An 18,586-nucleotide genomic window follows, 5' to 3' on the forward strand; every position below is an offset into this window, starting at 1 on the left:
CGGCTACCTCCCGGCGGTTTTGCGGACCCGCCCCGACCCGAGTCCATGATCGGACGCGAGACGGGCGGCAGACCGCGCAGTCGCCTGCACGCCTGCGGCGTCCCGATCTGCCATCCCACCTCGATCCATGTCGTCGGGGTTCGGCTCCGGCAGGGCGCTCGGGCGCTCGGTCCCACGCAGGGCCCAAGTCGTCGACAGGCCTTGCCGATCGGCGCCTGCGCCCACCCCCGCACACAAGCTCTCGCGGCAATACATGACAACCGATTGCCATGGCCTCCGGCCGCGGACAACCATGCGAAGTATGCCCTTTTCACTCCACCCCGACAGGCTCTTGCCCGTCGATGCACAAGCACGCGCCGTCGCCCGCCGTCTCTACGAAGCGGTCCGCGACCTGCCGATCCTGTCGCCGCACGGTCACGTGGACCCTCGGTTGCTGGTCGACGACAAGCCGTTCAGCGATCCGGCGAGTCTGCTGATCTCCTCCGATCACTACGTCACGCGCCTGCTGCACGCCTGCGGTGTCCCGCTGGACGCACTCGGGGTAGGGCAGGGGCCACTGCCCGAACAGCAGAGCCGCCAGGTGTGGCGCACGATGTGTGAGCACTGGACCGCTTTCCGAGGGACCCCTGTCCGCTACTGGATGGAGGCGGAACTCGTCGAGATCTTCGGCGCGACCGAGCAGCCCGCCGCGGCCACGGCCGACCGGATCTACGACCGGATCGCGGCGCGGCTGGCCGATCCGGCCTTCCACCCGCGGGCACTGTTCCGCCGCTTCGGCATCGAGGTGCTGGCCACCACCGACGACCCCGCGGACGATCTGGCCGCCCACCGGGCACTGGCCGCCGACCCCGGGTGGACGGCGCGGGTCCTGCCCACCTTCCGACCCGACCGCTACCTGGAACCCGGTCGGAGTTGGGGAAAGGCCGTGACGTGCCTGGGCGAGGCCGCGGACATCGATACCTCGGACTACGACGGCTACATCCGGGCGTTGGAAAACCGACGACGCCACTTCATCGCGCACGGCGCCACCTCCGCCGACCACAGCCACCCGGACGTGGGCACCGAACCGCTGACCCACGGCGAGGCCGCCCGCATCTACCGGGCCGCCTTGCAGGAGACGGCGAGCGAAGCCGAGGGCGTCGCTTTCCGTCGACACATGCTGCTCGAGATGGCCCGCATGTCCTGCGACGACGGCCTTGTGATGACCCTGCACCCATCGGTGCGCCGCAACCATCACGTGCCCACCCACCACCGGTACGGCCCCGACACCGGTCACGACATTCCGCTGCGCGCCGAGTTCACCGACGCCCTGCGTCCGCTCCTGCAAAGGTACGGAACCGCCGAAGGATTCCACCTGATCTTGTTCACCCTCGACGAGGCCGTCTTCACCAGGGAGATCGCTCCGCTGGCCGGGTTCTACCCCTCGGTCTACGCGGGCGCCCCGTGGTGGTTCCTCGACGCCCCCGACGCCATCCGCCGGTTCCGCCGTGCGGTCACCGAGACAGCGGGATTCTCCCGGACGTCCGGCTTCGTCGACGACACCCGAGCCTTCTGCTCCATCCCCGCCCGACACGACATGTCGCGGCGGCTGGACTGTGGCTATCTCGCCGAACTGGTCGCCGAGCACCGACTCGACGAGGACGAGGCGATGGAGGCGGCCGTGGATCTGGTCACGGTCAACCCGCGAAAGGCGTTCAAGCTGTGAGCACGGCCTCGACCCGCACCCTCGACGGGCGTCAGGCGCCGATTCGCATTTTCCATCCGGGACCGGGCGGGTTCTTACGGCACACCAGGCCGGGTACACCGGGCATGCGACGGACACCGCCCACCGGGGTATCGCCTTCTTCACGGTGACCCCTGCCTCCGTTGCCGGCCCCGCCCACCGGCGCCCGGCGCCCGGCGCTCGGGCCCGGTCCCGAGGAGGCCGGGTTTCAGGCCGCGGGGGCGAGTTCGGCGCGGCCGAACAGCAGGGCCCAGCCGGGGGGCAGCCGGGTCAGGATGCGGGTGATCAGGTCGGGGCCGGCGAGGGCGGCGACGACGGTCAGGACCGATCCGGTGTCCCAACGGGCGACGCCGGGGGTGGCTCCGGTGTGGGCGGCGATGGCCTTGACGAAGCCCAGGCCGGTCGAGGGCCGGGCTTCGGTGGTGTGCGAGGTGAGCAGGAGGGCGGCTTCGAGGGGGAGTCGGGCGGCGAGGTCCGGGCGGTCGCGGTCGGCGAGTTGGCGGCCCAGCTCGCGGAGTACGACGCGAAGTGCCTCCTCGGCCTGTTCCCGGGTGTGGTAGGCCCCTTCCAGACGGACCTTGTCCACCAGTTCGGTGTAGGTGCTCACCGCCGGGGCCGAGAGTGGTTCGTTTCGGGGGTGCATGGTCGCGGATCGCCTTTCCGGTCTCGGGCTGTGCGGGGGCGGAGTGGATCGGGGCACGGGAGCACAGGTCGGCACGGCTGCGGTCGTCCGGGCGGACGAGCAGTCGTTGCGGGCCGGAGAGGGCCCGACCCGTGTTGTCGCCCACGGATCCCGTGCTGCGGGTTCGCGGTCCGTGTCGGGGAGAGGGCCGGCGGCGGGCGCCCTTCGTTTCGGCGTGCTCGCCGCCGGCCTCGCACGGGGGTGTCCGGGGCCTGCCTCAGGCGGTGATCACCTTGCGGTCGGAATTGTTGCTGCCGATGGGGATCTTGCGGGGCTTGGCCCGCTCCGCGATGGGGATCCGCAGGGTCAGGACACCGGCTTCGCAGTCGGCGTCGATGCGTTCGGTGTCGAGGGTGTCGGCGAGCACGATCTGGCGGGAGAAGACGCCCGTGGGTCGCTCGGACAACTCCACCTGCACCTCGTCGGTCTTGGCGACGGGTTCGCGGCGGGCCCTGACGGTGAGCATGTTGCGTTCGACGTCGATGTCGATCGCCTCGGGGGTCACGCCCGGCAGGTCGAACGCGACCACGTACACCTCGCCGTCGCGCCAGGCGTCCATCGGCATCGCGGTCGGCCTGGAGGCGGTGCCGGGTACGAGGAACTGTTGCGCGAGCCGGTCGAGCTCGCGGAAGGGGTCGGTACGCATCAACATCGCGAGAACACCTCCGAAAGGTTCGGTCGGTGGCGCCCTGACGGGCTGCCCGAAACCGTTGTAGCATGTCATCGGAAGGATGACAAACATGAAGGTCGTCCAAGTGATGACGAGCCGACAAGTGATGACGAGCCGAGAGGAGTGCCGGTGAACGCGAAGGACCGGCCCGACACACCCGCTCCCCACGCTGCGGGCCCCGCGTCGTTTCCGGCCGCCGCGGCGGCCCTGGAAGCCATCGACCGGGCCGTGCGCACGGCACAACACGGCGAGGTCGGGCCACCCGGTCCGGGCGAAGGACCGGAACAGGCATTGGCCTCGCTGTTGTTGCTGCGCGAGATCCGCGAGCGGCTCGCCGGGTGGGAGAGCGGGCTGATCGAGAACGCCCGCGACGCCGGCGCCAGTTGGGCGGACCTGGCCCTTCCCTTGGGAGTGGCCAGCCGGCAGGCCGCCGAGCGCCGCTACCTGAGGCTGCGCCCCGGCCTCGCCGGGACCACCGGCGAACAACGCGTCACCGCCACCCGCGAACGCCGCGCCGCCGAGCGCGCCGCCGGCGCCCGGGCCCGCGACAACGCCGCCGACCTGCGCCGCCTCGCCGGACAGATCACCGCACTCACCGACCTCCCGGCCGGCTCCCGCGCGAGCGTGGGAAGGCTGGACCGGGCCCTGGGCGAGGACGACCCCGCCGCCCTGATCGCTCCCCTCGATGCCACCCGCCCGCACCTGACCGTCGACCACCCGGAACTGGTCGCCCGCATCGACGCCCTGGTGGATCCGCCCGCGACCGGCCGCGCCGGCGCGACGTGACGGCTCGCCCGCTCCCGCGCGATGGCGATGCCCGCGGACCGACGAAGCGCCGGTTGCCTGCCGGCAGCAACTCGAAGGCTTGGGCGGGAGTCGGACGAGGTGAGGCGCCGGTCATGGTCGTAGGTAACGGCCGGTCATGGCCCGCCACCGCGCAGGCGTTCCATCGCGGGGCCGGCGCGGCACGACGTCGAGGGCCCGTCGGTAGGGCCACGTGGGCACGGGAGGAGCCGGGCTCGGGCGCAGGCGGGTGAGCGTTCCTGGTCCGGGACGCGTGTTCGGGACGGTATGTCGGCGTGTGCGCCGTGCATCGTGGTCTCGCCCGGGGCGGCGCCTCTACCAGCGGTACCAGCGGCCGCCGCCGGTGCCGGCAGATGTGGGGCATGGTGCCGACGCGGGCGGCGAGAACTTCGGCGGGTGCCGGGCGAGGGGGCGTCGGCTTCGACGGGAAGCGCGGTGGGACGCTCATCCGATCGGCGAGTCGGCCCCGTCGGCCGTGCTGCCGCGGGCCCGGCTGATGACGGAGCGGCCTGCGGACGCCCGCCCGGATCGACGCATCGATCGCTTTCCGGGACACTCCCGGACCTTCCTCTGCGCCTCGCCGCACAGAGCTCACAGGGCGTAGGCACCCCCGCCCGGAACGCCCCGTCTTCGGGTGCGAGGCGGCCGGATCTTCGCGGACAAGACCGGGAGCGCGGGCATGTCCGCGGACCGGGCGGGTGCGTTGAGCGAGCCGGAGCCGACCGGTTCCGGGCGATGAGGGCTCACCTGCCGGCCCACGGTCCGCGTCGCATGGCCGCCGGATTTGCGGACACCACGAGGGGCGGGGCCGTTTCCGCGTCCGCCACCGTCGGAATATCTATCGTGCTCGGAGTAGACATTGAGCGAATCCGTCGGTATGTTTTCTCGCGTAGCCAAGCGAGTCAGTGAGGCGCGACAGAGACGAACTGGCGCGCGTTGTTGAGGGTTCGACAGCAGAGTCCCGGGGCCGGTGGTCGTACGCGAGGGTTCCGGAGGCTGGTTGTCGGGCCGAGGAGAAACCGAGGGCGGCCCACGGGGCCGCCGAGCAGTACCCGGCAGTACCTGCAGTTCGGTTGTACCCGCAGTGGCAGTACACGTTGCACGACGAAGACAGGAGAGAAAGGAGCGAACGCCATCCGGATCGCCCGCTCGGCGCGGTGAAGTTGTTCGGCCGAGTGGGATCCGTAGGGACGCCGGTACGAAAGGTGGTCCGCGGTCACGCAATTGCGATCCCCGCGCCCCCATCACCTGGGGCGGATGCGGAACAGGTAGGCCGACACGTCGGTGTCGGCGGATGGTGTGGATTTCTTTCGGGGCCCTGGTGCCGTACGGCACCAGGGCCCCTCGACGCGTTCCCCGAAGCAACTCCGACGGATGTGAACTCAAGAGAGGCGCCGATGGCTCCCACACCCGGCTCGAATCCGGCCAGGCCCGACCGACTCGACGACGACGACTACCCCGCCTACACGATGGGACGCGCAGCCGAACTGATCGGCGCCTCCCAGGGCTTCCTGCGCGCGATCGGCGAATACGGGCTGATCACCCCGCTGCGCTCCGAGGGCGGCCACCGCCGCTATTCCCGCTACCAGTTGCGCATCGCCCAGCGCGCTCGCGAACTCGTCGACCGGGGCACCGCGGTCGACGCCGCCTGCCGCATCGTCATCCTTGAGGATCAGCTGGAAGAGGCCCTGCGCCTGAACGCCGAACTGCGCGACGCGGCCGGGACCGGGTCGGACGAGAACCCCTGACTCCTCGAAGACATCGACGTGCGGCGCCCCGACGGGCGCGGATCGCTCTCCCCGCCGCCGGTTGCCGAGCCCGGTCCGGCCCGTCATGCGCGGGTGTTCGCCCGTGGGCCGCATGCCGACTCCCCGTTCTCGCCGCGGTCCGGGAGCCACCGGCGAAGGCGCCCTGCGGTGCCCGAGGCCCCGGTGCCCGACGATCGCACTCGTCGCGACCGTCTCGCCTTCCTCGCCCGACCGTGATGCGTCTGGCCCGCCCGATGCGGGGGCGTGTTCGAACTCGGCCTCCCGCAGTCGCAACGACACATGCTCCGTGGCGCGTTGGAGGGACACGTCCCGCGGCGTCGGATCGTCGCGGCCGGCCGACGTGGGGACGACGTCGGCCGTGTGGTGGACGCGGGCGCCGGTGAAGCGCCCGTCCACCGACCGGGGACGGTTCGCCGAACGGGCGAGTCGGCCTTTTTGCACCCGGTTGTCCGGTCCCTGGCCGTGACGACCGACTCGGTGGGCGTGGCCGTCGCCGGCCTCGTCGGGGAACCGACATCGCGACCGCCGAACAACTGCCCGATCTCCTGCGCAGGGTTCTGGTCGGGCTCGTGGACATCGTGCCCGGCCCTGTCCGGCGTGACGCTTTGCGACTGCTCCGGGCCGCGCGTCCCCCGGGCCGGCGGTCGGACCGTCGCACGCGCGGGCGTCCGTCTGCGGCTGCGCGTACTTCCCCCGAGATGGTCCGGATCCTGGAAACCATCCGTGCCGAAGGCGCCTTCACCGTCGAATCCCGGCCGATTGCGTAGGCGCGTTCCGCAGCCCATGCCTCGACGGGCCCATTTACTTCGCCGGCGAGAGCACCGAACGGGTGCATGGCGCAACCGACATGAGTGGGCATCGACACGAACGAAAATCTGTCACAGCGGAGATAGACATTCGCGTGCGACATGGATAATGTTCTCGACGTCGGAAGCGAAGGAAACGTCAAACGGACGTGGCAGATGACGAACTGCCCGTGAAGGTGAACGTGTGAGGAAACCGTCGGGGCCGATGTCTGGAGGGCTCCGACAGTGCACATGGCAGGGCCGTCGAGCGGGTCGGAACCGGGCAGTCGTAAGGGTTTCGGCCGACGACGGAAGCAAGCAGAGGCAGGGCAAGCGCAGTACGTCGGACAGGCAGTCGCAGGTCGGAGGAGGAAGGGAAGGGTCCAGGCGCCATCGGATCGCCCGCGCCCGGTGACTTCGGCCGAGCGGGCACCGCGGTCCATCCGAACGAAAGGTGGTCTTCGGTCACGCATAGACGATCCCCGCACATCGCCCCGTCGCGTGCGGCAGTGGTGCGGATACGAAACCGGGCTTCGTAAGCCGGTGGATGGTGAGACAACCCCAACCCGGACCCCGGTGCTGTGGCACCGGGGTCCTCGTCTTGAGCGGCCGGCCCTACCCGAACGCAGCGGAGCCCGCGACGAGGAGACCGCTCGGGCCGTGGGCCCGGTCGACGATCGGAGGCAGGCGATGGAGCGGGACCCGGGGGACATGGCCGCTCTGGCGGGGCGGTTGGCCGCCGCGGCGGAGCAGTTGCTCCTGGCCGTCAAGGGCATGGACGACCTCGGTTGGTCGACCGACTCCTACAGCGGAGCCCACCTGCGTGACGTCGCGAGCTGCCTCACGAACAGCGCCACGCGGATCACCGCCCTCCATCGTGGGCGCGACCCCTGGAACGACGCGGCCGGGCACGCGCCCTGACGGGAGACGACGAGACCCGCGCGGCCTCGAGCCCGGGTCGAACCGGTCGACTTCTGGGCCCGGCCGCGCAGATGCAGTGGCCCGTGACGCCGCCCGGCTCCTTCGCCGGCGAGCAGGTCACGGTCAGCGCGGCCATGGAGCCCGCGTACGAGATGGGCGGCGACGGCGTACGCGTACGCCGTCGACGGCGACACCGCGCACCCGGCCGTCTTCGACGCCATGGGCCACGACACTGCCGCCGGCCTCACCGTCGCGCTCGCGCCGACCCGCCGCCACACGCACACCACCGACCGACCCGGTCGGGTCCCTCGACGGGCCGCCGCCATGCCCGCCCACTGACCCGAGCCGAGGGCCGCTCGGGCCGAGACGGCCCCCGATCGGGCGCGCACCGACCACGGGCGCCGGCTCGTGTCGGGGCGGGGGCCGTCGATGTCGGCCCGGACGGTCTTGCCTGCCCGGTGTGTCCGGACGCCCCAGTCGGTGGTGACCGTGTCGAGGATGTGCAGGCCGAAGCCGCCCGGCCCGATTCGCCGCTCGATCCGGAACGGCCCAACGTGTGGCGGGTCGTCAGCCGTCAGCCCGTTCATGCCGCTCCCCACCGGCGCCCACCCGGTGACACGCGAACGCACGCCGTGGCGCCACCGACCAACAACCGACGGACCGACCCTGGCGTGGACTTCGCGCAACCCGGCCGCCGCCCACCACGCGGGCCCGGCGGCCATCTCGCGGACCGGACCGGGCAGTCGGCGGGCCACGGACAACGTTCGCGATGTGGTGACCCCCGCGACTTCGCGTTGGCCACGCCCGGTGGGCCGCACGCCCGATGTCGCTCGCCGGCGCCGCGCGGACATGAGCTTCCTCCCGTCGGTTGCCGAGATGAGTCAGGTATCCGCCGAGGTTGGGTCGTCCCGAAGGAATTGCGCTCCCGAAGTGCCGAACCGGACGATCTGGCATGCCGAGTACGGGCCTTCGCCACCATGCTCGTCTACCGTCGCGGCCAGGACGAACTCGAATCCTGGACGAGCGAAGCCCGGCACTGCGACCGGCCCGAGCTACGCGGCCTCGCCAACGGACTGCGCAAGGACTGGAACGCGGTCCTGGCCGGCCTCACCGTGCACCGGAACTCCCGCATGGTCGAGGGGCACGTCAACCGCATCAAAATGATCAAGCGTCAGATGTTCGGCAGGGCCAAGCCCGACCTCCTGCGCAAGCGCGTCCTGCTCGCCCACTGAAGATCGACATCTCGGGTTTCACGGAACTCGCGACAGAGCCTGAGTCCTCCCTGCCGGCGGCCGGACAATCAACGCGCCGGCGGCCGATTTACCGACCGCTGTCAATCATCCGAAGTTCTATTCGAGGGGCCGTCGACTGCCGCCCCTGGGCCCACCGCCGGCAGGCCCCCATCAGGCACGTTCCGCCCGCTCCGACGCCCAGCCGAGGCATCGCCCTGTTCGGCGCGGCGACGGGTGCTCCTTCGCCTCGACACGCCCACCCGCCGCCGCGCCGGGCCCGGCTGCCGTCGTGGTTCGCGCGCCCGCGCGGGCTACATCGCCGGCGCCGGTCGGGCCGCTCCGCCCAGGCCCACTGCCGGTCGGGTTCGACGGTGATCCCGAAGTCGTAGCCGTGCACGCGGTGTTCGTCCTGCCACTCCAGTGCGGCGGCGACTTCGTCCCACAGTCGGCGCGGCCCGCCTTGGACGGCCCTTCCCACGCGGGGCCGGTCGTCGACCAGCGCCCAGGAACGCCCCCGGTCGCCCCGGTCCCACAGCCGCCACACCGTCCCGCCATCGAGTGTCTCCAGTCGCACGTCGGGCAGTTTCAGCGCGACGGCGTGGGTGAAGTTCCCGTCCTGGTACAGCGACTCCAGGACCCACTCCACCTCCACCTCGCCCGTGGCCGGCTCGGCCTCGCGCGCCGCCTCGAACCCGGCGCCGCCGTCGCCGCGTTGGCCGCGCAACTCCATGAACGCGACGCTGCGCACGAGCTTCCCCGACGCGGTGCGGCCGTCGTCGCCCGCGACCAGGCGCAGGAGGGCGCCGGCTCCGACGCCGCGTGACCACGGGCGACGATCACCGCGCCGGGGTGGGCCCGGGCGATCCACGCGCAGGGGATCCGGTGGGGGAACGCGGCGGCGTGTACCGGTCGACCGCGGTGTAGCGGCCCGTCGCGAGGCCGGTGCGCCAGACCCTGTCGGGCGTGAACGCGGCGCGCGGCACGGCGAGCATGGCCTCGCGCACCCACGGGGAGGGGAAGGCGCCCTCGGCGTCGAGGGCGCCCACGATCGCGGCGTCGTCGCGCTCTACGGCTTGTCGGATAGAGCCAGTCGAGCAGAGGCGATGGCTCCGGCACGGATCGCCGTGTCGGACCGTAGGGGCGCGGCGGCTCGGGCGGGGTGAGCACGTCCGCATGCGTCGGGGCGCGTCGAGGTCGGTGTCGATCCGTACAGTGCCTCGCATGAGCACCATTGCGTACAAGTATTTGTCCTCGGAGGATCGATTCCGGGGCTTGGTAGAGGAGTTGGCCCCGCTGGACATGGGCGGATGGCGCATGGAAGAGGTCAAGGCCGCCTTGGCCACGCTCGGGTGGGAACTGCTCCCGGTGGAGCCCGGCAACGTTGTCGACCTCGCGCGGGGGCCGTTGCCCGGGGTGGGCTGGGAGCTGGATCGTCACCCGCGCGGGCCACGGCAGGGGATCGGGGTCGTGGTCGTCGACCACTCCAGGTCGGAGCAGGCGGTCCGCTTGGAGGTGAATCTCGGCTACGGCATCGCCTACGACGACGACCACCGCGACGAGGTGGACTTCCTGCGGACCGCCTGGGACGTCATGGAGGAGACCCTCGGCACGCCACCGACGCTGTGGACCGGCGCCGGGAATCGGTGGGAGAGCCGAGGTCCCCGGATGCTCTGGCGCTGCCCCGAAGAGACCACCCTGGCCGTGGGGTTGGACGTACATTCGGCGCCGGTCATGTCCATGCTGCACACCGCCTCGGACCACGACGCGGCAGGCCACCCGAGCATGTCGCGCGAGGTATGGCGCGCCGGAAAGCCGGCCGACCTGCCCGGCGTGCTCGACCGCGGCAAGCGGCGCTCCTTTGTTGTCTGGGCGTCGGTGCAGCCCGCCCTGGCCAGGGCACTGGGCGCGCTGTGCGCCGACACGGCCTGCCTGCCCGGCCGGTTCATCCTCCATCTGCGGTCCGCCGTCGACCCGCTCCGCTTCGTCAGCGCCTGGAACGAGGGCCTCGACCTGCGTATCGAGTCCTTCGTCCACCACGCCGACCCGATCGGCCCGGACCTGCTCGCCACGCGCGGCTGGTCGGACGTCGGCGGCGGGTGGCAACGACGCTTCGACGACGCCGCGGGCAACAACGGACACGCCGACACCGCGGCGACCATGCTGCTGGAGGCGATCAGGGCCATGGGTGTCAATGACGCGGACGAACTGACCTACCACGGGAGCGTGGTCGGACGCGGCCACAAGTTCCAGCTCGACCTGCCCGGTCTGCGACTTCCCCGGATGAACGAACCGGACGAGTGAAGACGCGTACCCGCTCGTCGGCACCGACACCACCTCGTGCAGCCGCCTGGCGACGTCGGGCGGGGTTTCCGCGCACGCCTGGGCCTCGGCGGTCCGCGCGTGGTAGGCGATGACGGTGCTCGGATCCTGGTCGGCGGCGACCCGCAGTACGGCGGTCTGCAGGGCGGCAAGGCGTGCGGCCCGGTACTCCTCGACTTTCTCCGGGGTGCGCCGGCCCGGCCCGCGGTTGAGGTCGAGTCCGCCGGCCGTGGCGAGGTTCTCGACGGTGGGGTCGGCGACGTCGACGAGCCCCAGCCGCGGGCCGATCGCCTGTCGCCGCGGCTTGCGAAGAGTGGAGGCCCCCCGATGGGCGGCCTCCACTGCTCACCCGGCTGTGCGTCATGGAGCCGAACCACGACGATCGGTACGCCGGATTCTCCCGTTCGACGCAACGAGCCGAAAAACCCGGCCTCTCGGCATCCGCGGAAGGTAACAGCTGTGGCATGCGCCGGTCCGAAATCGCGAGCAACTCGGGGTGCCGGGCCGTCGACGGTGTTGCACTGCCGGTATGCCCGGCGATCTCGTGTCCACCCGGCCACCGTCGGGCCGACGGTCGTGCCGCGAATTCCCCGCCGCCGGTGAGGCGGCGACATCCGAACCGACGGCATCGGACACGACTTTCCTTCCGCGATCGACGAGGCCGCCTTGCGCAGGACCACGGACGCGCACGACCCGGGCACGCGGTCGTGTCCCCGTCCTTCGGACGGCGCGGAGGGGCCGTCGTTCGTCCCGGTCCGGGAAGACGATGCCGACGGGCGGAAGGGTTCACGGCCGTCGCCCGACGAGAACGGCCACCCGAGGTCCCGGCGTTCGGAGGACACCCTTCGGCTCGCGGGCATGGTTCAGGGTGGGGGGCGCGGCGTGGGCCGGGGGGTGGATCGTCGGGGTGGTCGGGTGAGGGTGATCCGGCGTACGAGTCGGCGCTCGCGCGGTCCGGCGCCCGTCAACCGGGGTTCCGCGGCGGCTACTCGGTGGTCCGTGACCACCTCAACCCCCTCCGGGGCGGCGGCAGGCCGGCTGACCGGGCCAAGCCGGCGTCGGTCCGGGACGTCACCAGCCGGATCACCCGCCACCCGGACGGCCTCGGCGACGACGAGATGACGACGAGATACAGCGGCTCAAGGCGGCAGATGTTCGGCCGGGCGGGCCCGGCCGTCCTGCGCAAGCGCGTCCTCCTGGCCGGACGACCATCCGGCGACCCGAGGCAAAGGTGGTGACGCACCGTCAGGACAGCACGGAAAGTGCTCCGGAACCTCATTTCATCCGTCGCCGACAGCGTCGGCCGCCTCGCCTTTCGGGCAGTTCGGGGTGGCCTCTGCGGAACGTCGGTACTCGTGCGGCGTCATCCCGTATCTGTCCCGGAAGTTCCGTGCGAACACGGTCGGATTCTCGATACCGACCCACCGGGCGAGTACGGTGATCGGCTGATGGCGCTGCCGCGGGTCGGCCAGCAGCCGCCGGGACTGCGCGAGCCGGGTCTCGCGGATGAACCGTGCCGGGGACAGGCCGCCCTCGCGGAAGGCCAGTTCGACATAGCGCACCGAGACGGCGAACGCGGCCGCGAGCAGCTTCGGGGACAGGTCCGGCTCGTCCAGATGCAGCCGGACGAAGTCCTGCATGCGCAGCAGTTGGGCACCCCGCGACAGCGCGGGGTCCGGAAGACGTCCCTGCCCCGCCTCGGCCGGCCGCACCGTGGAGAACAGCAACTCAATTGCTGTGTGGCCGAGTTCGTGGATTGTCGCAGTCGGCAGGCAGGATGCTTCGCGCCCCGACTCGGCCGGCAGTGTCGTCAGCACCCGCAGGTTCGGGTTGCCTGCGGGGATGTGTCGCCCGAGTGTGTTCCGGTAGGTGCCGAGGCCGCGCTCCAGCGCGCCGCGCTGCACGTTGAGGACGACGAAGTGCCCGAAGCCCTGGGTCGTCACGGAGAGCAGCTCGTTGGGGTCGGAGAGCAAGGCGTCGCCGCTGCGCAGCCACACCTGTCGTCCGTGACTCTGGATCATGGCGGGCCGCTGCGCGATCGACAGGGTGTACAGGTCCACCGGATTGCGCCTGATCAGGCGGGCGGTGCGGGCGACGCGGACCGGTTCGCTACCGAGGTCGGTGACGCTGACGGGTCCAAGGCCGAGGAGGTACACCCAACCGGTGTAGTCGGGGCAGTCGGGCGGGCCGAGCGGTGTCGTGTCCGTCTCGAAGACGGCGTCCCGCAACACGGCGCGCCAGGTCTCGAAGCCGGGCAGGGAGCCGGATCCCAGGACACCGGGACCGGAGCGTATGACGGGTCTCTTGAACCGGTCGCGGCGGACGCTGTGGCGCCGAGGCCGCGCGGTTCGCTCCGGCAAGGGTGGCTGCACCGTCGTCGACCGGAACGAATCGGATGGGCGGGCCATGGAGCGCCCTTCCTCGTGTTCGGGCGGGAGTTCGCAGCGCCCTACCGCCGGCCGCGGAATGATCGACGGCGGACTCCCGTTTCGCACTGCGGCCCGGCGATGCCATTATGCGACGGCGACCATGAGGAATCGTGAGCGGGCAGCGGCATGTCCTACCGGGCGAGCGCTTTCACGAAAGCGCGCCGGACCGTGTGTCGGGTGGAGTTGTACATGCCGGCGCCGAGCTCCACTGCGGACGTGACGCGTGTCCGTTCACCGAACACGCGTCTGAACACGGCGTCGACGTCCGGCCCGTTCAAGGGTTCGTGGAAGGCACCGTAGGGGCGTTCGACGGTGCGCGGCTCCATTCCTACTCCTGGTCGGTGCGCCGGGCCGGCCGGCACACCCGAGGGCTTGTCTGTCGGGGGCGTCCCCGACAGACAAGCAAGGCAACGTCAGGCGTAGGCCACCGAGTTGCGCGATCGGCGCGGTGGTGGGGGCATAGGAGCTCCTTCCCACCGGCGATCAGGAAGGTCGTCCACTCCACCAACATGGTCGAGTCCATCAACGCGCGGCTGCGCAAGGCGACCCGCAACCGCGGGTACTCCCCTCCGAGGCCCGCCGCCCTCAGGGTGCTCCATCTCGCCGTCCGCGAGCAGATCGCACCGAGAACCCGCGACCCCAACCACGTCGCCGCACACTGGAAGGAAGCACTCGACCAGTTCTCGCTCTTCTACGAGGAGCGCCTCGACATCCGATGGCTCCACGGCACTTACCCGAGGTTCCTGACACATCCTCCAACCTCGGGGCCGGGAGAAGCGATGATTCGCGCACACTTGATCAACGATCCGCGCACGGCCCGGTAGGCGCCGTCACGCATGTGTCAGTGTCCTCTTGGACCGGCCGTGATCCACTCTCCGTGGAGCGGTGACGGTCCGTGATGAGATCAGTCGGCGCGCAGAACCTGGAGGCGTGGAAGATCGAAGCCGGACCTGCCGTATCCGTCCCTCGTGATCCGTTTGATGCGGTTCACATTGCCTTCCACCCGACCGGAGTTCCACTCCAGGGTGAGCCATGTCGTGGTCACCGACACACCGGGTGTCGGGTTCTCCGGTCCGGTCACCGACGCGGGCTGGACGACAGGGCGGATCGCGTCCGCGTTCCGGGAGCTCATGAACCGTCTCGGCTACGAGCGGTACGGCGTGCACGGCAACGGCGGGGGTGCCTGGATCGCGGCGGAGATGGGGCGCCAGGCGCCCGACGAGGTCGTCGGTGTACACGTCAACGGCCTGATCACGTTCCCGTCGGGGGACCCCGCCGAATTCGATGGCCTCACTCCCGCCGAGTACGAGCGGTTGGCGCGGCTCCAAGACTTCGCCGACGACAAGATGGGCTTCAACGCCATCCAGTCCACGCGCCCGCAGACGCTCGCCTACGGGCTCCACGACTCTCCGATCGGCCAACTCGCGTGGATCGTCGAGAAGTTCAAGGAGTGGACGGACGCGGAACGCGCACTGCCGCAGGACGCCGTCGACCTCCTGTTGGCGAACGTGAGCCTGTACTGGTTCAGGGGAACGGCCGGATCCTCGGCGAACCTCTATTACGAGATGTCGCACGACGAAGCGGCGAAGGCGCCGGGGCCGCGCGGCACGGTGCCCACCGGCGTCATGGTCACGTCGACCACGGACGTGGCGATCCGCAGATTCGCCGAGCGTGACCACAACGTCATGCACTGGACGGAGGTGCAACGCGGAGGCAACTTCCTGGCCCTGGAGCAGCCCGTGGCCCTGACCGAGGACATCAAGGCGTTCTTCTCCACGCTCGCGTGAGACCCGGAGACCGGGAGACCCGTCCGCGCCGGCGCCCCGCAACGCCCATGTGGTCCTCGCCGTGCGCGACGAGGACCGGGCCGGAGCACTCCATCTTCCTTGACCGGGCGACTTCCTTGACCGCGGCGACGGGCCCGCTCCACAGGGCGGGCCCGTGGGGTAGACCTACCGAGCTTTGCGGATCCGATGGGAGTGTCCAATGGACGGCTCTGTTCCGTAGTCGGCGGTGACGTCGAGTGGCTGTCGGTTGCGCAGGATGCGGTGGCGGAGGAGGTCGAAGCCTGCGCGGCCGTGCATCTGCCGCATGAGTTTCCTGGCGTTGGTATTGACGCCTTCGGCGCGGCCGTTGCTGCACGGGAGTGTGAGTCCGGCGTTGCCGGCGGCGCGGTCGATTACCAGGCCGTTGCAGTAGGTGTGCAGGTGGGGCAGGTCGGCGGCGCGCGAGAGTCCACCGGGGAGTCATGGACGGGTCGGTCCTCGAGGCATTCGTGGGCTCGCACGATGTCCCGTTCCCGAGCGCCTCGCCCGCGCGCCGGCGCCGACCTCCTGGTCGACGGCCTGCTCCTCCAGGAGGGACTGCCACGTCCCGAGAAACGCGCCCGTGCGCTCCGGGGACTCCGGGAGCGCACGGACTGCGTTGATCGTCGAGTCAGGAGGCGATCCAGACTTCAGTGCACTCGTCGTTGGGGTTATCCGTAGGCCACCACGGCTTGATGGCGCTGTTGAATTGGAGGTTGTACCAACGGCCCTGGTCGTTGCACAGGGCAACTCCGCTGTGGTTCCCCGCAATGATCCCTTGGGTTCCCCACCAGGTGCCGTAATTCGTCCCTCCGCAGAAACTGTCGTGGTTGCCACCGCCGTTCCACTGGATTTGAACGGGGTGATCGCACGAGAGTGCCGAAGCGGAGGCCGGCGCGGCAGCGGCAAGCGTGCCGCCGAGCACGGCAACGCCGGCTGCGGCAGCCAGGGTGGCGCGCTTGATTCGCGATAGTGCCATGATGGTTGATGCTCCTCTTGACTTGTGTTACCGATGTGGTTCGGACGCTCTCAGAGGTGCGCGATGGTCGGCTGACCGCGTCGAACCTCGACGTTGTGGCTGGCCACTCACGGGGGTCGGCTTCCGGGCGAACCCTGCGTGCCGTGCAGGTGCGTCGACGACATTATTCGTTCGTCCGTTTCAGGGCACGGATTCCGTGCAAGTCCACACAGCAACCGCGGCTTTACCAAGGCGTTCAAGGCCGCAGCGCTCTGGGCCGAAGGTGGGCGAGCACGGGCGTCAGTGGCCGGCCGGATTCGGTGTGCGGCTGTATGCGCCCGGCGCGCACCTGGTGTCGACGCGCCAATTCGGCCAGGTCGCCGAAGCACTCACCCACACCGTCGCAGCCCGCGGGCCCGCCCGCGCCGTCTCGAGCGACGTTGTACCGCGCACTGGAACGGGACGTCTCCAAGGGCCAACGCGCCGGAATGCGAGGCGGAGAGCGCGCCAGGCGCGCGCACGACGTGTTCCTCCAGCGCCCGGCGGGCCACCGTAACCCGGTATGGGAGACCGACCACGTCCAAGCGAAGGTGAACGTCGACATCGACGGTCGGCTCGGCCGGCCGTGGGTCACCTGGTTCGTCGATTGCGCGACCGACGTGATCTGCGGGTTCGCCGTCACCGCCCAGGTCCAGGCCGGGAGAGCATCCTTGTCGCGCTCCGGGACGCGATCAGCCGCGAGGGCGAACACGGCCCCCTCGGGGCCTCCCACAGGCCGTGCGCGTGGACAGAGCCAAGGACTTCCTCTCCCACGCGGTCGCCGACGCACTGGGAGCGTTCGCGATACCGGTGGTGGACCTGCCCCCTACAGCCCCCACCTCAAGGGCACCGTCGAGGCGCTGAACAAAGCAGTGACGGCGCCCTGCGCCACACTCGTCCGGCACCGCGACCACACCCCACCCCTGCGGCCCTCGACCCCGCATGCCGTATCGCAGGCCTGACACCTGCGTCGGGGCCCGGTGGCCTGCTCGCGACGTTCGTGTGCGGGTGGGCATCGCCGATCCTCGCCGTCCATCAGGCACCGGATCCGGGCAAATGTCGGTCGGGTCGGGCACATTGCCCTCATGTTCAACGGACTCGATGACATCGACTGGGCTTCGATGGAGCATGCGTACGGCTCCGCCGCCGAGGTCCCCGCACTCCTGCGGGCCATGCGCTCGGCGGACGCCGAGGAACGCCTCGAGGCATTCGGCAGGTTCTACAGCGCCGTCTACCACCAGAACAGCGTCTACGAACCGACGGCCGCGAGCCTGCCGTTCCTGTTCGAGATGGCCCGCGACGCCGGCACACCGGACCGCGCCGCGGTGGTCCGGTTGATCGTCGGCATCGGCGACGACGCATTGTCCCGCCTCGACGGCGAGTACATCGATCTCCCGACCCTGCAAGCGGCCGTCACCGAGATGCGGCGACACGCCGACATCCTCGTCGTACTGGCCGCCGACCCGGACCCCGACGTGCGCCGGGCGGCGATACCCGCATTGGGACTGTTCGTCGACGACGACGGCGGCGGTCGAGCCGCCGCCCTGCTGCAGGAGCGACTCGCGGCCGCGGACGGGCTCCCGGAACGGCTTGCGGTCGTCGAGGCGACCGCGACGCTGGCTCTGCGGTCACCGACCGTCGCCGAACAGGCCCGCAGCCGGCTCGCCGCCGTGGCCGCCGACCCGCACCGGGACCCGTGAACGGGTACCGTCCACGTGACGCCGGGCCCTTCGCACGCGCCGGGTCCGGTGCGTTCGGCGAGTGTCGTGCCGGTCCTCGGAGTCCGCGGCGGTCGGGGGAGAAGGTGGTCGATCGACCGGTGGTCGTTCTCGGTCCGGCCGTCGAGGGGCGCATTGAGGATTCCGATGTGGGTCGTTCCGCGCGTGGTTCGGGTCTCCGGCGCGGTTTGGCCAACCTGTCGGAGCCCATCCGGGTACCCGGGGACGGCCGAGGCCCGGATTCCCGTCGTCACCCCTGACGGCTGTGGTGTTCTCGTCCGGGAGAATTCCGACCGAGGGCCGCCGCCGCGCCGGCCTCGGACCGATGCCGGGGGCGCCGACACGCAGGCATTGCCGCCGGCCGGCCTCCATGACAACCGTCCATGGCGGCTGGGGGGATCGTCACCGTGCCTTCACCGGGCGGGGGCCGCGGGTTCCTCCTGTTCGTGCATGGCCCTTTCCTGGCTCGGAAGGGGTATGCCGTCGGCCGCCGTGCCGGACAGGACCTCGCAGCCCATGTGTCGGACGGCGGCCAGGAGGCGGTGATGGACCGGGTCCGCGTCCTCGGGCGGGAACGAGACGCGGATCCGGTGCGGGTGGGGCGCCTCGTAGAGCAGCAGCCAATCGGTGTCCACGGTCGCGAAACGGCTCTGCCACTCGGTGCCTTGGTCCGATTCCCATTGACCTCGATCCACCGTGGGCGCCAATGCCTCCCGCAGGAGCCGCAGGCGA

Annotated in this window: 16 protein-coding genes and 2 pseudogenes; 9 read left to right on the top strand and 9 right to left on the bottom strand. The window is 70.7% G+C overall.

The features are described from left to right. Positions 1–301: 301 nt before the first annotated feature. Positions 302–1,705: a glucuronate isomerase gene (gene uxaC / locus ABIA38_RS16825; protein WP_424639454.1), complete on the top strand. Its 1,404-nt coding sequence runs from the start codon at positions 302–304 to the stop codon at positions 1,703–1,705. A 226-nt stretch (positions 1,706–1,931) separates the two neighbouring features. Here the strand turns inward: uxaC and ABIA38_RS16830 are convergent, their stop codons facing one another. Together ABIA38_RS16830 and ABIA38_RS16835 are read right to left on the bottom strand one after the other, a co-directional pair. Beyond that, positions 1,932–2,366 (bottom strand): DUF2267 domain-containing protein, encoded by a 435-nt coding sequence (locus tag ABIA38_RS16830; RefSeq protein ID WP_424639455.1) that lies wholly within the window; start codon positions 2,364–2,366, stop codon positions 1,932–1,934. A 256-nt stretch (positions 2,367–2,622) separates the two neighbouring features. After that, a complete protein-coding gene (locus ABIA38_RS16835; RefSeq protein WP_424639456.1) occupies positions 2,623–3,057 on the bottom strand; it encodes an Hsp20/alpha crystallin family protein in 435 nt (144 codons plus the stop codon). A gap of 147 nt (positions 3,058–3,204) precedes the next feature. Between ABIA38_RS16835 and ABIA38_RS16840 the strand changes: the two genes are divergently transcribed. The 4 genes from ABIA38_RS16840 to ABIA38_RS16855 all read left to right on the top strand — a co-directional run bounded on the left by ABIA38_RS16840 (position 3,205) and on the right by ABIA38_RS16855 (position 8,586). Beyond that, positions 3,205–3,861, top strand: a complete 657-nt coding sequence (locus ABIA38_RS16840; RefSeq protein ID WP_424639457.1) for a type III effector protein — start codon at positions 3,205–3,207, stop codon at positions 3,859–3,861. A 1,415-nt stretch (positions 3,862–5,276) separates the two neighbouring features. After that, on the top strand, positions 5,277–5,627 hold the full coding sequence (locus ABIA38_RS16845) for a MerR family transcriptional regulator (RefSeq protein ID WP_424639458.1): 351 nt from the start codon (positions 5,277–5,279) through the stop codon (positions 5,625–5,627). A gap of 1,496 nt (positions 5,628–7,123) precedes the next feature. Then, a complete protein-coding gene (locus ABIA38_RS16850) occupies positions 7,124–7,354 on the top strand; it encodes a hypothetical protein (RefSeq protein ID WP_424639459.1) in 231 nt (76 codons plus the stop codon). A gap of 977 nt (positions 7,355–8,331) precedes the next feature. Continuing rightward, a complete protein-coding gene (locus ABIA38_RS16855) occupies positions 8,332–8,586 on the top strand; it encodes a transposase (protein WP_424639460.1) in 255 nt (84 codons plus the stop codon). Positions 8,587–8,674: 88 nt separating this feature from the next. On the opposite strand, the gene ABIA38_RS16860 is transcribed toward ABIA38_RS16855, so the two are convergent. Next, positions 8,675–9,334, bottom strand: coding sequence for a hypothetical protein (locus tag ABIA38_RS16860; protein ID WP_424639461.1), 660 nt, complete (start codon positions 9,332–9,334; stop codon positions 8,675–8,677). 88 nt (positions 9,335–9,422) lie between these two features. Then, positions 9,423–9,632 carry a hypothetical protein gene (locus ABIA38_RS16865; RefSeq protein WP_424639462.1) on the bottom strand — a complete coding sequence of 70 codons (210 nt, stop codon included), beginning with the start codon at positions 9,630–9,632 and terminating at the stop codon, positions 9,423–9,425. A 175-nt stretch (positions 9,633–9,807) separates the two neighbouring features. Between ABIA38_RS16865 and ABIA38_RS16870 the strand changes: the two genes are divergently transcribed. Beyond that, positions 9,808–10,887 carry a hypothetical protein gene (locus ABIA38_RS16870; RefSeq protein WP_424639463.1) on the top strand — a complete coding sequence of 360 codons (1,080 nt, stop codon included), beginning with the start codon at positions 9,808–9,810 and terminating at the stop codon, positions 10,885–10,887. Positions 10,888–12,185: 1,298 nt separating this feature from the next. Here ABIA38_RS16870 and ABIA38_RS16875 read toward each other — a convergent pair. Both ABIA38_RS16875 and ABIA38_RS16880 read right to left on the bottom strand, forming a co-directional pair. Then, positions 12,186–13,265 (bottom strand): helix-turn-helix domain-containing protein, encoded by a 1,080-nt coding sequence (locus ABIA38_RS16875; RefSeq protein WP_424639464.1) that lies wholly within the window; start codon positions 13,263–13,265, stop codon positions 12,186–12,188. A 200-nt stretch (positions 13,266–13,465) separates the two neighbouring features. Further along, positions 13,466–13,660, bottom strand: coding sequence for a hypothetical protein (locus ABIA38_RS16880; protein ID WP_424639497.1), 195 nt, complete (start codon positions 13,658–13,660; stop codon positions 13,466–13,468). 141 nt (positions 13,661–13,801) lie between these two features. Here ABIA38_RS16880 and ABIA38_RS16885 point away from each other — a divergent pair. Continuing rightward, positions 13,802–14,050: pseudogene (locus tag ABIA38_RS16885) on the top strand (transposase); the annotation flags it as partial. A 321-nt stretch (positions 14,051–14,371) separates the two neighbouring features. After that, positions 14,372–15,121, top strand: a complete 750-nt coding sequence (locus ABIA38_RS16890; protein WP_424639465.1) for an alpha/beta fold hydrolase — start codon at positions 14,372–14,374, stop codon at positions 15,119–15,121. Between the two features lie 252 nt (positions 15,122–15,373). On the opposite strand, the pseudogene ABIA38_RS16895 reads toward ABIA38_RS16890, so the two are convergent. Further along, a pseudogene (locus ABIA38_RS16895) lies at positions 15,374–15,562 on the bottom strand (ISL3 family transposase); the annotation flags it as partial. 208 nt (positions 15,563–15,770) lie between these two features. Further along, complete coding sequence (locus ABIA38_RS16900) at positions 15,771–16,118, bottom strand: hypothetical protein (RefSeq protein ID WP_424639466.1); 348 nt, start codon at positions 16,116–16,118, stop codon at positions 15,771–15,773. A gap of 1,103 nt (positions 16,119–17,221) precedes the next feature. Here ABIA38_RS16900 and ABIA38_RS16905 point away from each other — a divergent pair. Continuing rightward, positions 17,222–17,836 (top strand): hypothetical protein, encoded by a 615-nt coding sequence (locus ABIA38_RS16905; RefSeq protein ID WP_424639467.1) that lies wholly within the window; start codon positions 17,222–17,224, stop codon positions 17,834–17,836. A gap of 431 nt (positions 17,837–18,267) precedes the next feature. Here ABIA38_RS16905 and ABIA38_RS16910 read toward each other — a convergent pair whose 3' ends face one another. Continuing rightward, on the bottom strand, positions 18,268–18,489 hold the full coding sequence (locus tag ABIA38_RS16910) for a hypothetical protein (RefSeq protein ID WP_424639468.1): 222 nt from the start codon (positions 18,487–18,489) through the stop codon (positions 18,268–18,270). Positions 18,490–18,586 lie beyond the last annotated feature (97 nt).

This window comes from Embleya sp. AB8 (assembly GCF_049739465.1).
Taxonomy (GTDB): Bacteria; Actinomycetota; Actinomycetes; order Streptomycetales; family Streptomycetaceae; genus Embleya.

Excerpts from the sequence above, each read along its gene's own strand:
- ABIA38_RS16850 (WP_424639459.1), top strand. The coding sequence starts at position 7,124 with ATGGAGCGGGACCCGGGGGACATGGCCGCTCTGGCGGGGCGGTTGGCC.
- ABIA38_RS16830 (WP_424639455.1), bottom strand. The coding sequence starts at position 2,366 with ATGCACCCCCGAAACGAACCACTCTCGGCCCCGGCGGTGAGCACCTAC.
- ABIA38_RS16905 (WP_424639467.1), top strand. The coding sequence starts at position 17,222 with ATGTTCAACGGACTCGATGACATCGACTGGGCTTCGATGGAGCATGCG.
- ABIA38_RS16900 (WP_424639466.1), bottom strand. The coding sequence starts at position 16,118 with ATGGCACTATCGCGAATCAAGCGCGCCACCCTGGCTGCCGCAGCCGGC.
- uxaC (WP_424639454.1), top strand. The coding sequence starts at position 302 with ATGCCCTTTTCACTCCACCCCGACAGGCTCTTGCCCGTCGATGCACAA.
- ABIA38_RS16880 (WP_424639497.1), bottom strand. The coding sequence starts at position 13,660 with ATGGAGCCGCGCACCGTCGAACGCCCCTACGGTGCCTTCCACGAACCC.
- ABIA38_RS16855 (WP_424639460.1), top strand. The coding sequence starts at position 8,332 with ATGCTCGTCTACCGTCGCGGCCAGGACGAACTCGAATCCTGGACGAGC.
- ABIA38_RS16845 (WP_424639458.1), top strand. The coding sequence starts at position 5,277 with ATGGCTCCCACACCCGGCTCGAATCCGGCCAGGCCCGACCGACTCGAC.
- ABIA38_RS16835 (WP_424639456.1), bottom strand. The coding sequence starts at position 3,057 with ATGTTGATGCGTACCGACCCCTTCCGCGAGCTCGACCGGCTCGCGCAA.
- ABIA38_RS16870 (WP_424639463.1), top strand. The coding sequence starts at position 9,808 with ATGAGCACCATTGCGTACAAGTATTTGTCCTCGGAGGATCGATTCCGG.